Raw genomic sequence first — 13,417 nt, forward strand, 5'->3', positions numbered from 1 at the left:
ATCATGCTCGCCCTCGCTATGGGCATCACAACTGCCAACGCGCAGGAGAATGTAACCGTTGAAACGACCAACGGAAGTGAACAGCCGACCTTGACGAAGGAGGTCTATCCGCAGAAGGAGGCGGACGGCGACCTGTATCACGGTCTGTCGCGCAAGCTGGCCTTCGACCGCATGATACCGCCGCACGGTCTGGAAGTGACCTACGACAAGACCGTCCATGTCATCTTTCCGGCGGAGGTACGCTACGTCGATTTAGGCTCGCCCGACCTGATTGCCGGGAAAGCCGACGGAGCGGAGAACGTCATCCGTGTAAAGGCTACGGTACGGAATTTCCCCAACGAAACCAACATGTCCGTCATCACGGAGGACGGCAGTTTCTACACCTTCAACGTGAAGTACGCCGCCGAACCGCTGTTGCTCAACGTGGAGATGTGCGACTTCATCCATGACGGCAACACGGTGAACCGCCCGAACAACGCGCAGGAAATCTATCTGAAAGAGCTGGGCAGCGAAAGCCCGATGCTGGTGCGCCTTATCATGAAGTCAATCCACAAGCAAAATAAACGGGAGGTGAAGCATATCGGCTGCAAGCGTTTCGGCATCCAATACCTGTTGAAAGGCATCTACACGCACAACGGCTTGCTTTATTTCCACACGGAGATAAAGAACCAGAGCAACGTGCCTTTCGATGTGGACTACATCACTTGGAAAATCGTGGACAAGAAGGTGGCGAAACGTACCGCCGTGCAGGAGCAAATCATCCTGCCGCTCCGTGTGCAGAACTACGCCACACTCGTGCCGGGCAAAAAGAGTGAGTGCACGGTCTTCACGATGGCGAAGTTCACCATCCCCGATGATAAGTGCCTCATTGTGGAACTTAACGAGAAGAACGGCGGCCGTCACCAGTCCTTCGTGATTGAGAATGAGGATTTGGTACGCGCCAATACCATCAATGAACTTCAAGTGCGATAAGCCATGAGAAAGTACATCACAATAATCATCGCGTCGCTTGCCCTTTTTACGGGGCAGGCGCACGCCCAGCGGTGTCTGCCGAAGATGCAGGGCATCGAGGTGAGGGCGGACATAGCGGACGGTTTCAATCCCGGCGGCAAGGACGGCGGGTACAGTTTCGGGGCCGCACTCTCCACCTACACAAAGAAGGGGAACAAGTGGGTGTTCGGTGGCGAATACCTCCTGAAGAACAACCCCTATAAGGACACCAAGATACCCGTGGCGCAGTTCACGGCGGAGGGCGGCTATTACTTCAAGATACTGTCGGACGCCCGAAAAATAGTGTTCGTCTATACCGGGGCTTCGGCTCTCGCCGGATATGAGTCGGTGAACTGGGGGAAGAGAGTGCTGCACGACGGCTCCACGCTGCACGACCGGGACGCCTTCATCTACGGCGGTGCACTGACGCTCGATGTGGAGTGCTACGTGGCAGACCGTATCGCCCTGCTTGCCAACCTGCGTGAGCGTTGCCTGTGGGGTGGCGACACACGGAAGTTCCATACGCAGTTCGGGGTCGGCATCAAGTTCATCATCAACTGACACGGGCATGGAACGGACGGAAATAGATGCTGTCAGAAGGATGCCGCTTGCAGATTTTCTCGCACGGCTGGGGCATGAGCCTGTTAGAAGGAGCGGTAACGAGCTGTGGTATCTTGCCCCGTACAGGGGCGAGCGCACACCCTCTTTCCGTGTGAACGTGGCGAAACAGCTCTGGTACGACTTCGGGCTTGGCAAGGGCGGCGACATTTTCACGCTTGCCGGGGAGTTTCTGCAAAGCGATGACTTCATGAAGCAGGCGAAGTTCATAGCGGAAGCCGCCAACATGACGGTGACCGGATGGGAAAAGCCCGCCTATCTCCCAAAGCCGACCGAACCCGTCTTTGAGGATGTGGAGGTCGCTCCGCTGTTTCGTTCACTGCTGACGGAGTATTTGGCAGAACGGGGCATACCTTACGCCATCGCATCCCGTCACTGCTGCCGCTTGAACTACGGTGTGCGTGGGAAACGGTATTTTGCCGTTGGCTTTCCGAACATGGCGGGTGGCTATGAAGTCAGAAGCCGATATTTCAAGGGGTGCGTACCGCCGAAGTTCGTATCGCTGGTAAAATCGGACGATACTCCGTCTAATGAATGCCTCGTGTTCGAGGGCTTCATGGACTTCCTTTCTGCGGTGACGCTTGGCGTAACCGGTAACGCTGACTGTCTTGTGTTGAACTCTGTCGCCAATGTGGAGAAGGCGGCGGGATTGCTGGACGGCTACGGGCGCATCGGCTGTTTCCTCGACCGTGACGAAGCCGGACGGCGGACGCTTGCCGCGCTTGTGGGGCGATACGGGGAGCGTGTCACTGACCGTTCCTCCCTCTATGACGGTTGCAAGGACTTGAACGAGCACCTGCAACGGACAACGAAAAAACAGAAAAACAATCATCTAAAAATCGAAGAACAATGAACATACTGAACAACAGAAACAAAAGGACATCCATCTTTAAGGCGGTGGCGTTATGCCTGATAGCCGCCGTGTCATTCACCTTCTTGTCGTGCGACGACGACATGGACATCCAACAGTCCTATCCCTTCACGGTGGAGGTCATGCCCGTGCCGAACAAGGTGACAAAGGGGCAGACGGTGGAAATCCGCTGTGAACTGAAAAAGGAGGGCGACTTCGCTAATACGCTTTACACCATCCGGTATTTCCAGTTCGAGGGGGAAGGCTCTCTCAAAATGGATAACGGCATCACCTTCCTGCCCAACGACCGCTATCTGCTGGAGAACGGGAAGTTCCGCCTGTACTACACGGCGGCGGGTGACGAGGCGCATAATTTCATCGTGGTGGTGGAGGATAATTTCAAAAATTCCTATGAGCTGGAATTTGACTTCAACAACCGGAACATCAAAGATGACGGCTTTACAGCCATTCCCATCGGAGGTTTCAAACGTGTATGAAGATGATGCGTGTATTCATGACAATGCTCTGTTCGCTTCTGGCGGTCTGTTCCGTGTCCGCACGGATCAGCCGCCAAGAGGGAACGGACGGGCAGACGGCAATCTACCGGCTGCCACTTTTCGAGAGGGCGGTGCGCTGCACGAAATATTTTGAGGGCTGGCATTCAGAAAAGCACCACCCATACGTGGGTTGGGGTCACAAAATTCTGCCGGGTGAAAGGTATTCGGCACGAACCATGACGAAGCGGCAGGCGGACGTGCTTCTGCGGAAAGACTTGCGGAAGTTCTGCACGATGTTCCGGCAGTTCGGAAAAGACAGTCTTCTGCTTGCCACGCTTGCCTACAACGTGGGTCCATACCGGCTTTTGGGTAGCAAGACAATACCCAAAAGCACCTTAATCAAGAAGCTGGAGGCTGGCGACAGGAACATCTACCGGGAATATATCGCCTTCTGCAACTACAAGGGGAAACGCCACGCCATGCTGCTCAAACGGAGAAAGGCGGAGTTTGCACTGCTGTATATGCCGCCTTGACTATAAACGAGACTCCGATAAGGTTGGTTTCTTTATCGGAGTCTTCTTTTTCCTTGAATTGAGACTTGATTGTTTTCAATATTCTACATTATTCAGCGGTTGAAATTAGCCACTTAAACATTTTATTAAGGCGGTTTAGTAGATTAAATATCACCACCTTATCTGAATCTTGAAGTATTCCAAAAAAATTAAATAAGGTTTCTGTTTTTGCATCAAGTTTCGTACTTTTTCTGTGTGCGACAGTACAAGAACGTAACTCTTGTATTTCACGTAAGAGTTTGACAAAATCACTATTTAATAACCCTTCTGAAATTAAGAAATATTCAAACTTCGTGATTCCTCCTTGAATATTTGAAGGCTTAAGTTCCTTTACTTTCTTTACTGTCAGTAATTGTTCTACATCCGGCTTTGTGCAATTGATAGCCTTTACCAATTCTTTTTCATTCAATGAATCGATAACCAACTTCGTAATTGACTGAATTAGTCCATCAAATTCCTTTTGATCATCATCTTGTCCCATTAGATGTAAGGTCTGAAAGTGATATTGGTCATCAACTGCTAACTCCTTGAATAACAACCAACCATACTTCTTCGCCCATTTCTTATTTGCCTGTACATAAAGTTGCTTGAACAGCAAATCTGGAGCAATGGAGCAATTCGTTGGTATGGCGCCAAACCATCTACTAAAAGTTGTTATACTATATGAGCCATTTTTTGGGGGCAAAACATTGAAATTTTTCCAATGAAGTTGCTCCTTATGTGGTATTCTACCTAAATCAACAAGAGCAACCACCACATAATCGTCTGAACGATCATTATCTATTCGCATACTCCACGATGGTCCTGAAAGGTAACCATCTTGAACAGAGTATTTCTCTACCGCTTGGAAATACTTAGACAGGACATCTCTTTTGAAGAAAATAGGCGAAAGCGAATAAGGCTCGTCACCTTGTCTTGTAAATAGATTTGGTATTCTATATTCATCGCAAGACATAACAACATCGTTTCCTTCTTCATCTGCACCAACTATGAAATCTTCATATCCTGAGTCACTAAGTTTCCACAGGTGTTGAATATTCTTATCGTTATGTCTAAACACACACTTACCGCGAAATATTGCACAAGATACATATTCCAAACCGCATCCAGCAGATTCATTTAGAGCATAGCTGAATATATAATCTATATCTTTTATAACGCACAAGGGAATAGGATGACCGCTTAATTCATCTATGCGCTTATTACTATAAGCAATCTCATCACAGAAGACCAAAAGATTCTGTTTTTTTACGGCTATATATTCCTTTACATATTTCAGTTTTACTTCCAAATTCATTTCTTTAACTCTGGCAACCTCTACATCATCTCCACACTCGTCTACTTGATAATAGATATATTCATTTTTACCTTTTACTTCCTTGTGTAGCTTGAAGTACATGACAAAATCCTCTGCAAGAAAACATCATTATCCCATCTACCTTCATTCTCTAAATACATAACTATGGGTTCCGAATAATCATTGTTATGTCGATTATAACTAATAAATGTGCCGTCCAATTGTTCATTAATAATAGGTCCCGCTTGATTGTGAGTAATATCCCAAGTGTCATAAGACATACACTTATCAACAACATCGTCATTTACAAGGCATGAAAAAATATGCTCATCACAAAGTGTAATCCAGCCTCCAACATTAAATTTCTGAATTAACCTTTCTACGAACTGTTCGCATAAAGGGTATTGTTTTGAATTAGTCATAGTTATTCTTATTTCAATTCTAAATATTTATCCAATCAATCAAATATTACTTATATACAATTATGATTATCAATGTTTTTGCAAAGATACCCATTATATTCCATATATCGCTTCTTAGCGAGAAAAACAGAGGTTTCTTTGCTACTTTCTTTGTCCGCCATCATGCTCACTGAAAGAAAGTAGGGCGGCTCTCGCCGCCGCCACTCAAAAGCGTGTAAAGCCCTGTCACCATCGTGAACATTTCCTCCAGCATATCAAAATAAACTCCCTCGTGTACGGCAATGTCTTTCGTCCTGCACTCGAATGTCTTTTTGCTGAATGTCTTGCGGTAGAAACGCATATTGTAGAGGTCTGCTCCTGCATCATAGATGATGTCAAGTCGGTTGGCACTTGTCTTGTTCCTTGCAAGGCTCATCCGTAAGCCGTTGCCCATATCTATGAAATCACGGCTACCTGTCATGGCGGTGAAGCGTTTTCCGCCTATCTGCTGTAATATCGTCTTTGCTATCATATCCGTTGTTTTTAGGGTTTTAAGTGTTGGCGGTGTGGACACCGCCAACTTGTTCAAAATTCTCGCATCTCGGAAATGGGTGTCTGCCGTTGCAGCCACTCCTTCACACATTCCATGTTGTATTCGCTCGTGATGACTGCCGTATGGCTGTCGGTGGCGGTGAAACGTGTGCTTTCGTAATCATCTATCCACCCTTTGAGGGTGTCCGTTCCCCACGCTCCGGCATCGTCAAAGATGCCGTCCAATGCCGTGATAGGCTCGCTGAATCTGACTATCAGCGTCTGATAGGTCGTGTTCATCGGTTGCCCTCCTTTCCTGCTTTTGCGTCCAGCCACTTGTCCCTTGCGGTTCGGCACTCGTCCAAAGTGGGCTTGACACAAGCGAACAATTCTCCGTCCGTGTGGCGGTAGTCGTACTGCACAAGCGTCCGCTTGCGTCTGCCGATACCCGATTGGAAACGCTCGTATTTCTCCGTTCCTGCGTCCGTGCAGGTGCTTACTCCGTTGATTGTCATTCGTGTTGCCATAATGTTGCTTTTTAGATGGTTAAAAATGTACTGACAGAACTCTGTTCTTCATCACCATTTCGAGGTTGCTTGTGTAGCGTTGGTGCAGGTAGAAATGGTGAGAGCCGAAGCCGTAAAGGAAAAACTTGTCAAGTTCGTGCTTCTCGGCAAACTCCTTTACGCTCTTTCTTAATCCCTCCTCACTCGTTGTGAGAGTGAGGAGGTTGACAAATTCAAGGAACAAAGCGGGGATTTTATCATCCCACACACAAATCATACTTTCAATTCTTACTTCCATATTATCGTTGTCTTAGGGTTTATGCTATGCCGCTTTCATCCGCTCACGGATAAGGTTGGCGTTCTTGTTCACAAGGTCTATGATGCGGTCGTGGTGTTCGGTGTTCTCGTTGCATAAGCCACGACACTGCACCACCTCAAAGGTTTTCAAGGACACTTCCACCGTTTCTATGCGTCTGCCGTCAATGGTCGCTGAAAGGATAAGGGAGTTTTCCCGATTGTGGTAACCGCCCACGCAGTGGTGCATCATCCGTCCTTCCTCTATCATTTCCTCCACACTCTCTATGACCTTGACGCAGATAAGGTTGTCGGAAAAGGCAAGTCCGAAGAATATGCCTTTGGCTTTCAGATATTGTTTTTCATCCTCAACCGCTTTCTGCCGTTGCTGTTCCGTCCGTTCACGTTCCCTTTGGCGGTTGCGTCTTGCCACCAACCTGTCGTGTTCGGCTTTGAGGTCTTGGGGGCAGGCGTACTTCGGGCTGTTCGTGTCCTTGCCGAAGTGCCGCAGGAGGTCTATCGTGTCACGCCACACGGAGCCGTCAGCGATGGTGTAGCCGTTACGGATGCAGATTTTGATTGACGCCCAATACCCCCCGATATTGAAAGAGTGGTGCAGGTAGTAGCGCAACATCTGATATTGCCCTGCCTTCAACAGCGTTTCCGCACGGCTGTCGGAAAGGATGCCTTTGAATAGGTCGTAAGGCAGGATATTGTGGTATTCGCCTTTGAAACCGTTGCGCTCCACTTCGGGAATGAAACGCTGTCGGGGGTAGGTGCATCTCGGAGTGATGTCGTATGCACGGGTTTCTTGGTTCCTGCGCACCTCCATGTCGCTGTATTCATTCCACAAGTCATAGTAGAATAAAGACATGTTACGCAGACGGGCAACGGTCGTTGTCCTGCCGTTGGGGGCAATCCACCTCTGCACTACCTCAAAGACGGAATACTCGGCTGGTTGTCCTGCCTTGTATCGGGAATTGACGGAAAAGAAACGTACCACTTGGTACTGCTTGCAGGTGGTGACGATGGAGAAATACTCCATATCTCTGAAAACGCTCTTTCGGGTGCGCAACGTTTCCAACTCCATGCCGCAACGTGGGCAGGTGCATCCGCAGATGGTGTCCGCAAGGTCGTGGTCGCTCTTCCACGAATGTCCGCACTCGGTGCAGATATTCATGCCGTTTGCCCTCTTGATTGCGTAATGCTTGAAGCAATGGCAGAAAGCGTATGCCCTTTGTTCTTCGGTCAATCTCGGTAGTCGCTTGCTCAAACGTGCGACTTCCTGCTGTATGCGTGTTCTCGGTTTCATAATCAGAAATTGAATAGGTTGGGTTGTGGTACTTCTTGTGCGGTCGCTTTGGTGGCGGTTCTCGGCTTGTGGCGGTTCTGCAACTTGCGGAGTTCCTCCTCTTGGTATCTGCGGACAGCGTCCTGACGTGCCTCCGCCTTTTCCTCTGCCGTGAGTTCCACAACGTGGTTCACGACCGCTTGGCAGTTCATCGGCTTGCCTACCTCTATCTCGTTCTCGTCATAGTAGTGTACGGCTTGTCCGAAAATCTCTCCGTCCGTGAAACCGTTGCAACCACTTTTTTTCACGTAGTTCAGAATGTAGGTCACGCAATCGTCTATGTTCTTGGCAGGGTTGCGGTAGTTCTTCGCAAAGAGCGCATCTTCCTCCGCACGCTGTTCCAGATACATCTGTATGGTTCTCTTGAAATGGTCTGTTCCTTTCATATCGCTGTTGTTTTTAGATTGTTTGTTTCAGTATTTCTCTCCAATAGGTTGGCTCTACCTCGCTGAAAAGGAAGTCTATGAAATCCCTCCGTGCGTCCTTGTTCAGTTCGTGGTAGAGTTCACGGAACACGGATATGTTGCCGTTGATGTACGTTTCCGCCATATACTCGAAGAAGTTGTCCACCTCGTAGTACCTGCACTGCTGTGCTGCCGTCCTGCTGTTTCTCTTTGCCATGTCGGTAAGGATTAAAGGGTGAATAACCAAAGGATGAAACCGAAGATGGCAATGGTGGAAAGGATAGCCACGATTACGCCTATCGCCACTCGGAACACTCCGTTTACAATCTCTCCGATGATGCCCCAAAGGATGCCGAACACCCCGAAGGCGGTGCGCATCATCAAGCCGCATATCGCCAGCCCGATGTATTGCGCTACTTGTCTGAAATTTGCCGTTGCTGTCATATTTTCGCTGTTTTTGATTTTTTTGTTTTTTATGCGGATTCAAGAGCTGAGGGAGTTGAGTTTCAAACTATCGTATCTGCCTCTCGTTTATCCGACATTTTTTTTATGCGTCTTTCTGTCGCATCGGTCGTTTTCGTTTCGGGTGCTTAAAAAGGTAGGGATTAGGGAATGCAAGGTTTTTCGGTCAAAATACTACCCGCAGGGCTGGAGATTTTTACCGAAAATAGGAGGCTTGACCTTGCTTTCCCGTCCAATCCCGGAATTACCTTTGCGCCCAGAACGGAAATGACTGCCTGATGCGGCTCACTGAAAGGCGCAAAATGGAGGTAAACGGAAGTAGAGGCAGATTAGACTGAAAACTTCAAAAGAGAAATCCGTGAAAAAAGAAATCCCTTCCAACAAAAAAGAATATAGCCGGTAGCGTGAAACCGGGCAAACCACCTGTAAGGAAGTATGGTTTTATCTGTTTGGTCAGACGTGTCGGGGCGGGCAGATAAAACCATTCTTCCCGGTTTGCCTGCTGTGGGTGACGGCTTGTTTCATTTATGGACAAGCGGTCGCACACAGCTTTCCACTTCCGGTTCAAAGGAACAGCGAAAAAGAAAAATCATCAGATAATTTAGAGCGAATAGTTCTAAAAATCAAGCTGTTTTATTTATATGTTTCCCATAAAAACATTACTTTTGCAGGAACAAATGATTTGTGGTAAACAAAAGATGCGTCAAAGTCTTAAAAAATTAATCCAAAATGCAATCGTTTTGCAATACGAACTCCCATATAACATGGGAGGGATAGAAATTCCTCATGCCCATATTTCCACTTTGAATGACCGTTGCTTAAAACAAGTAGGAACTAATGACGATATTGCAAAGTTAATTTATAACGGTATAGTTGAGTATGCGTATAATGAAAATGAGATAAATCTTACGCAACTAGACAATCTACAAATAAGGGCATTGAAAAGTAAGTTGAAATATAATTCTGTCGCCCCACAACCAACGCAACTAGCTTATGGATTTCACGGGGAAGTTATGCTCCATCTCATTCTTGACCATTTCTATAATGCAAGTAAATGTATTGCCCGTGGTTATATGTTTTCTGCATTAGAAAATGCTGAGACTAAAGGATATGACTCCTATTTGATGGTGGAGAATAGGGACGTAATATTTTTGCTCTTTGGCGAAGCAAAATTTTATATTCAAGGGTATAAAACATCATTGAAAGCTATATTTGAGAACATAGAAAAGGCTCTATCTGACGCATATCTTAATCGTAATTTTGTAGCAATGGATAACCAATATGTGAATATAGCGACAGGTAGCAGAATCCCTGCTATTATTGACGAATGGCGGGCAAATCCCTTGATTAACACGGTTGCATGTGCTCGACGTCACAATATGCACTTAGTTTATCCGATGCTTATTATTTTTGATGATAAGGCAAATACATATGACGAATTAATATTGGAGGTAATTAACCATATCCAATCTAAATATGGAGATGTAAATTCTACACTATCTATTCCACATTCCATTTTCTTTATTTTCCTTCCAGTAGAAAATAGTCGAATCATAAAAATGCAAGTATTGCAATGGATAAGTCAACAGCAGCCTGTTATGCAGTAAAGCTAATTAATCAAGCAAAAGAAAATTTGGAATTACGACCTTCGATGATAAAGGCAGTATGTTCCTATTTCGACTTTATGAAAGATAAAGAACTATCTGAAGCAGATAGACTCTTTATGCATTATTTAGCCAATCAGGCTGGGATACCACAGTATTACTATCCTATGCTGAATGTGGGAACAGACGTAGATAAAGAAATTTGCCTACAGACGTTCTCCAATTATATCCATGAAAGCAGTTTGGTGGTTGGCGAAGGAGTTATGTTACACCGATATCAGAAAGAAATTTTAGAAAGGTTTTCCAAAGGAAAGAGAAACAGATATTTTCTAAGTGCTACAACATCTTTTGGAAAGACGTATGGGGCACAGAACGAAACGTATATTGAGGATTGAGCGGAAAGAATATCAAACCTATTGATATACAAAATGTTATGCAAAATATGAGTGGATGGCTCTGCAAAACGAAACGTTTACGTGGGTTTAATTTGCAGCTACATTTATGTGCTTTTTAGGCATACAGATTTGCAGATAGGTTTAATTGGGTTTACATAAGGCTTACATGGTTGATTCTGGTGGGGGAGTGAGTGGCAGCTGCGGCTGCTTTTTTTGTGCCTGATTATTTGATATAATGCTGCTTAAATTATTCCATATAATAGTTATTTGGTATATTTGCGACAAAATATTATTAGTTATGGCAAAGGTAATACATATACATTTGACACACGGAATAGAAGGAACAAAGCGGAAAGACTGGTATTTTAGTAGTATAACGGCCATTTATACTGTTTTGACGGCAGAACAGGTGGGCGCAACGAAGAATTATCTGCTTCATGCAGGATTATCTGGTAACGGGACTGTATGCACCAAAAAGGCTATAATAAAGCAATCTACGCTCATTTCTTGCGGGCGTAGTGGAAATGTATCAGACGAATAATAAGCGGCTAAAAAGGCAATAAAAACGGCTTTAGAATGATCCGGTGTGGGGAGGTGGTTATACCTCCCCTTTTTTTGTGCTTGAAATCGGTCTTTTTTGACGCTGGATATTCAGGTGGATATTCAAAGTGGATATTCACTTTTATAGAACTGGATATTCAAAATAGGGTTTTGGCGGTGTGCGATACAGACATGCTAAAATACCACAATTTTAAAAATACCCCTTGTTTTTTATTTGATAGCCCCCCCCTAAAAACCTATCATTTTTCACGTTTTACTTTTAAATTCCCCAATATCAGTGCCTTTATGCCCTTATATAATGGTAGGGGAGGGGGATTGCTTGGGAGGGGGACATCATGGGGGATGATAGGGGGTACGCTTCGTTTTCCATCACCGGTGTATGGTAATAGTAAATCCGCCTACCCGACATTTGCAGTACCGGAAATGGGCGCATCCGATACATGTTTTCCTTTTCGATTGTCATTTGCCGGATTCGTTCCTCTAAGCGTCCGATTTCTCTATCTTGTTCCCTGATGATTTCTTCTTTTTCTCTAATTAAGGCAAGGAGAGAGGATAGTTCGGTTGTTTGTGTTGTTGTAGATGATGTATTATAGTAAATATCACCTTTCCCAGTAAGTAACCAGGTAGGGTTTATATCATTATGTATTTCGATAATTTTCGACACCCATAAACTTGATATATCTGTTCCTTTGCTAATGCATCTTGAAATTACTCCATTCGAGCACCCAATAGCTTGTTCAAGTGCCCTTGTACTGATACCTTTTTCTTTAATTAGGATTGCAATCCTGTCGGAAATATTCGTCATAAGTCGTAAATTATCTACATAAAACTTTTTAGTGTCGAAAATATTCTATATATTTGCAGCGTGTTCAAAAAGGAACACCGCGCCAAATATACGAAAAAGGCATGTGATTAGCGAATTTTAAGGATTAAAGAAAATGAACGAAGAAATAAAAGAATGGCAGACACAGAGCGTGAAGCACAAGGTGGCTTACGTGTTGATGATGGACGGTATCAGCTTCAGATATACCGAAGAGACCGGGATTGTGTTTTCCGCACCTGATTTTTATGTGAAGAACCTTATCCGCCGCCTGATGAGTTGTTACGGCGTGAGTTTGAAACCGATTATAAACGAATTTAAATAAGTGAGATTATGGAAAACAAGAAAATGAGTTGCTGGGATTTTGTATTCAGTTCTGTAAAGACCCATATAGATGATTTGGTAAGACAGGCTGACAAGTACACCAAAGACATGAATGAGGATTTTGAACATTTCTTCTGCTGGTATGCCGAGGATATGTACAAGACGCAACGTGAACTTTCCTGTTACCGTGCCTTGAAGGTGGTTTTATCTGCCGGTAGCCATGATGATGTAAAGTTATACATGGAAAGCAAGATAAACAGTCTGACTGATAGTCTTCTTACCGGAAGCATCCGCAAGAACAGCACCAGTGCGGCTTCAAATTTGGCGCATACGTTGGAACTGGAAGTGAACCAGAAGATACGTGAGAAATTCACTATACTTCTTGGGATTATTGAAAAAGGTGAAAAGGTTGAGGGACAACAGTAAACCCAGCGTGACAACCCGGAAGGCGTTAAGAGACGGGTGACGGTGTGGAAAGACACACGGGAGTGCATGGTTCTTGTGCCGGGGTTCGATTCCCCGGACTCCCCCCAATATTAATCATTAAAACAAGTGAGATATGAACAAGAGGTACATTCACATTACGAAAGCCGACCGCGACTTTATCGCAAAGGCACTCAACGTGACAGAGAAGACTGTTTATAACGCTATCCGGTTTGATGACCGTCGTGGCAACTCCGAACTTTCTGCAAAGATCCGTAAGTTGGCCATGGATCGTGGCGGTATTGTGATGGTTGTTATTCCGGAAATAGAAACTTTCCATGATTATGACAATGTGATGCGTCAGTACTGTCCGAACGGTGCCTTGATAGAGCTTGACCGTAATGATGGTAGCGGTCAGGTAATATTCAAGGGAGAAACGGTGAAGACTTACGAGCATGTGATGGTTGCCGATATTAACCAAATCCAAGCGTTTGCATCGGCATTGAGATAGGAGGCG

The 13,417-nt window shown here is 45.5% G+C and carries 22 protein-coding genes; 11 read left to right on the forward strand and 11 right to left on the reverse strand.

Annotated elements, in window-relative coordinates; genetic code table 11:
* The 5 genes from traN to HMPREF9007_RS23620 all read left to right on the forward strand — a co-directional run.
* A partial coding sequence (gene traN, locus HMPREF9007_RS23640; RefSeq protein WP_277754592.1) for a conjugative transposon protein TraN occupies nucleotides 1-972 on the forward strand: 972 nt, incomplete at its 5' end.
* A gap of 3 nt (nucleotides 973-975) precedes the next feature.
* Nucleotides 976-1,551, forward strand: coding sequence for a conjugal transfer protein TraO (locus HMPREF9007_RS23635; protein WP_008759660.1), 576 nt, complete (start codon nucleotides 976-978; stop codon nucleotides 1,549-1,551).
* A 7-nt stretch (nucleotides 1,552-1,558) separates the two neighbouring features.
* Nucleotides 1,559-2,461: a toprim domain-containing protein gene (locus HMPREF9007_RS23630; protein WP_008759661.1), complete on the forward strand. Its 903-nt coding sequence runs from the start codon at nucleotides 1,559-1,561 to the stop codon at nucleotides 2,459-2,461.
* Entirely contained in the window at nucleotides 2,458-2,955 is a 498-nt protein-coding gene (locus tag HMPREF9007_RS23625) for a DUF3872 domain-containing protein (protein ID WP_008759662.1), read from the forward strand. The genes HMPREF9007_RS23630 and HMPREF9007_RS23625 overlap by 4 nt, the downstream gene beginning before the upstream one ends.
* 2 nt (nucleotides 2,956-2,957) lie before the next feature.
* Nucleotides 2,958-3,488 carry a lysozyme gene (locus HMPREF9007_RS23620; RefSeq protein ID WP_008759663.1) on the forward strand — a complete coding sequence of 177 codons (531 nt, stop codon included), beginning with the start codon at nucleotides 2,958-2,960 and terminating at the stop codon, nucleotides 3,486-3,488.
* An 88-nt stretch (nucleotides 3,489-3,576) separates the two neighbouring features.
* Here the strand turns inward: HMPREF9007_RS23620 and HMPREF9007_RS23615 are convergent, their stop codons facing one another.
* The 10 genes from HMPREF9007_RS23615 to HMPREF9007_RS0124505 form a co-directional block, all read right to left on the reverse strand.
* Complete coding sequence (locus tag HMPREF9007_RS23615) at nucleotides 3,577-4,926, reverse strand: hypothetical protein (RefSeq protein WP_008759664.1); 1,350 nt, start codon at nucleotides 4,924-4,926, stop codon at nucleotides 3,577-3,579.
* Nucleotides 4,899-5,246: a hypothetical protein gene (locus HMPREF9007_RS27370; RefSeq protein WP_008759665.1), complete on the reverse strand. Its 348-nt coding sequence runs from the start codon at nucleotides 5,244-5,246 to the stop codon at nucleotides 4,899-4,901. Before HMPREF9007_RS27370 ends, HMPREF9007_RS23615 begins: the two co-directional genes overlap by 28 nt.
* A gap of 166 nt (nucleotides 5,247-5,412) precedes the next feature.
* The gene (locus HMPREF9007_RS0124495; RefSeq protein ID WP_128567763.1) at nucleotides 5,413-5,757 is read right to left on the reverse strand and encodes a hypothetical protein; all 345 of its coding nucleotides are present in this window, start codon (nucleotides 5,755-5,757) and stop codon (nucleotides 5,413-5,415) included.
* A gap of 53 nt (nucleotides 5,758-5,810) precedes the next feature.
* Nucleotides 5,811-6,113, reverse strand: coding sequence for a hypothetical protein (locus HMPREF9007_RS23610; protein ID WP_008759667.1), 303 nt, complete (start codon nucleotides 6,111-6,113; stop codon nucleotides 5,811-5,813).
* Complete coding sequence (locus HMPREF9007_RS23605) at nucleotides 6,053-6,283, reverse strand: DUF3873 domain-containing protein (RefSeq protein WP_008759668.1); 231 nt, start codon at nucleotides 6,281-6,283, stop codon at nucleotides 6,053-6,055. The genes HMPREF9007_RS23610 and HMPREF9007_RS23605 overlap by 61 nt, the downstream gene beginning before the upstream one ends.
* Nucleotides 6,284-6,302: 19 nt before the next feature.
* Nucleotides 6,303-6,560, reverse strand: coding sequence for a hypothetical protein (locus tag HMPREF9007_RS23600; protein ID WP_008759669.1), 258 nt, complete (start codon nucleotides 6,558-6,560; stop codon nucleotides 6,303-6,305).
* Nucleotides 6,561-6,584: 24 nt separating this feature from the next.
* Nucleotides 6,585-7,868, reverse strand: coding sequence for a PcfJ domain-containing protein (locus HMPREF9007_RS23595; RefSeq protein ID WP_008759670.1), 1,284 nt, complete (start codon nucleotides 7,866-7,868; stop codon nucleotides 6,585-6,587).
* Between the two features lie 2 nt (nucleotides 7,869-7,870).
* Nucleotides 7,871-8,293 (reverse strand): PcfK-like family protein, encoded by a 423-nt coding sequence (locus HMPREF9007_RS23590; RefSeq protein ID WP_008759671.1) that lies wholly within the window; start codon nucleotides 8,291-8,293, stop codon nucleotides 7,871-7,873.
* A 13-nt stretch (nucleotides 8,294-8,306) separates the two neighbouring features.
* A complete protein-coding gene (locus HMPREF9007_RS0124500) occupies nucleotides 8,307-8,528 on the reverse strand; it encodes a hypothetical protein (protein WP_032850025.1) in 222 nt (73 codons plus the stop codon).
* Nucleotides 8,529-8,539: 11 nt separating this feature from the next.
* On the reverse strand, nucleotides 8,540-8,755 hold the full coding sequence (locus HMPREF9007_RS0124505) for a hypothetical protein (RefSeq protein ID WP_032850026.1): 216 nt from the start codon (nucleotides 8,753-8,755) through the stop codon (nucleotides 8,540-8,542).
* Between the two features lie 659 nt (nucleotides 8,756-9,414).
* On the opposite strand from HMPREF9007_RS0124505, the gene HMPREF9007_RS23585 reads away from it, so the two are divergent.
* The 3 genes from HMPREF9007_RS23585 to HMPREF9007_RS23575 all read left to right on the forward strand — a co-directional run bounded on the left by HMPREF9007_RS23585 (nucleotide 9,415) and on the right by HMPREF9007_RS23575 (nucleotide 11,313).
* Entirely contained in the window at nucleotides 9,415-10,380 is a 966-nt protein-coding gene (locus HMPREF9007_RS23585; protein WP_277754593.1) for a DUF1837 domain-containing protein, read from the forward strand.
* Nucleotides 10,347-10,772: a hypothetical protein gene (locus HMPREF9007_RS26755; protein ID WP_008759675.1), complete on the forward strand. Its 426-nt coding sequence runs from the start codon at nucleotides 10,347-10,349 to the stop codon at nucleotides 10,770-10,772. The genes HMPREF9007_RS23585 and HMPREF9007_RS26755 overlap by 34 nt, the downstream gene beginning before the upstream one ends.
* Before the next feature lie 298 nt (nucleotides 10,773-11,070).
* On the forward strand, nucleotides 11,071-11,313 hold the full coding sequence (locus HMPREF9007_RS23575; protein WP_008668359.1) for a hypothetical protein: 243 nt from the start codon (nucleotides 11,071-11,073) through the stop codon (nucleotides 11,311-11,313).
* A gap of 303 nt (nucleotides 11,314-11,616) precedes the next feature.
* Here HMPREF9007_RS23575 and HMPREF9007_RS0124510 read toward each other — a convergent pair whose 3' ends face one another.
* On the reverse strand, nucleotides 11,617-12,138 hold the full coding sequence (locus HMPREF9007_RS0124510; protein WP_277754595.1) for a hypothetical protein: 522 nt from the start codon (nucleotides 12,136-12,138) through the stop codon (nucleotides 11,617-11,619).
* A 133-nt stretch (nucleotides 12,139-12,271) separates the two neighbouring features.
* Here HMPREF9007_RS0124510 and HMPREF9007_RS23570 point away from each other — a divergent pair, with 133 nt between their 5' ends.
* From HMPREF9007_RS23570 to HMPREF9007_RS23560, 3 genes are all read left to right on the forward strand, one after another.
* A complete protein-coding gene (locus tag HMPREF9007_RS23570) occupies nucleotides 12,272-12,478 on the forward strand; it encodes a hypothetical protein (RefSeq protein WP_008620891.1) in 207 nt (68 codons plus the stop codon).
* 8 nt (nucleotides 12,479-12,486) lie between these two features.
* Nucleotides 12,487-12,903 carry a hypothetical protein gene (locus tag HMPREF9007_RS23565; protein WP_008620889.1) on the forward strand — a complete coding sequence of 139 codons (417 nt, stop codon included), beginning with the start codon at nucleotides 12,487-12,489 and terminating at the stop codon, nucleotides 12,901-12,903.
* A 133-nt stretch (nucleotides 12,904-13,036) separates the two neighbouring features.
* Nucleotides 13,037-13,411 carry a hypothetical protein gene (locus HMPREF9007_RS23560; protein ID WP_005798318.1) on the forward strand — a complete coding sequence of 125 codons (375 nt, stop codon included), beginning with the start codon at nucleotides 13,037-13,039 and terminating at the stop codon, nucleotides 13,409-13,411.
* The last annotated feature ends 6 nt before the right edge of the window (nucleotides 13,412-13,417 follow it).

Source organism: Bacteroides sp. 1_1_14, from assembly GCF_000162515.1.
GTDB classification, from domain to species: Bacteria; Bacteroidota; Bacteroidia; order Bacteroidales; family Bacteroidaceae; genus Bacteroides; species Bacteroides thetaiotaomicron.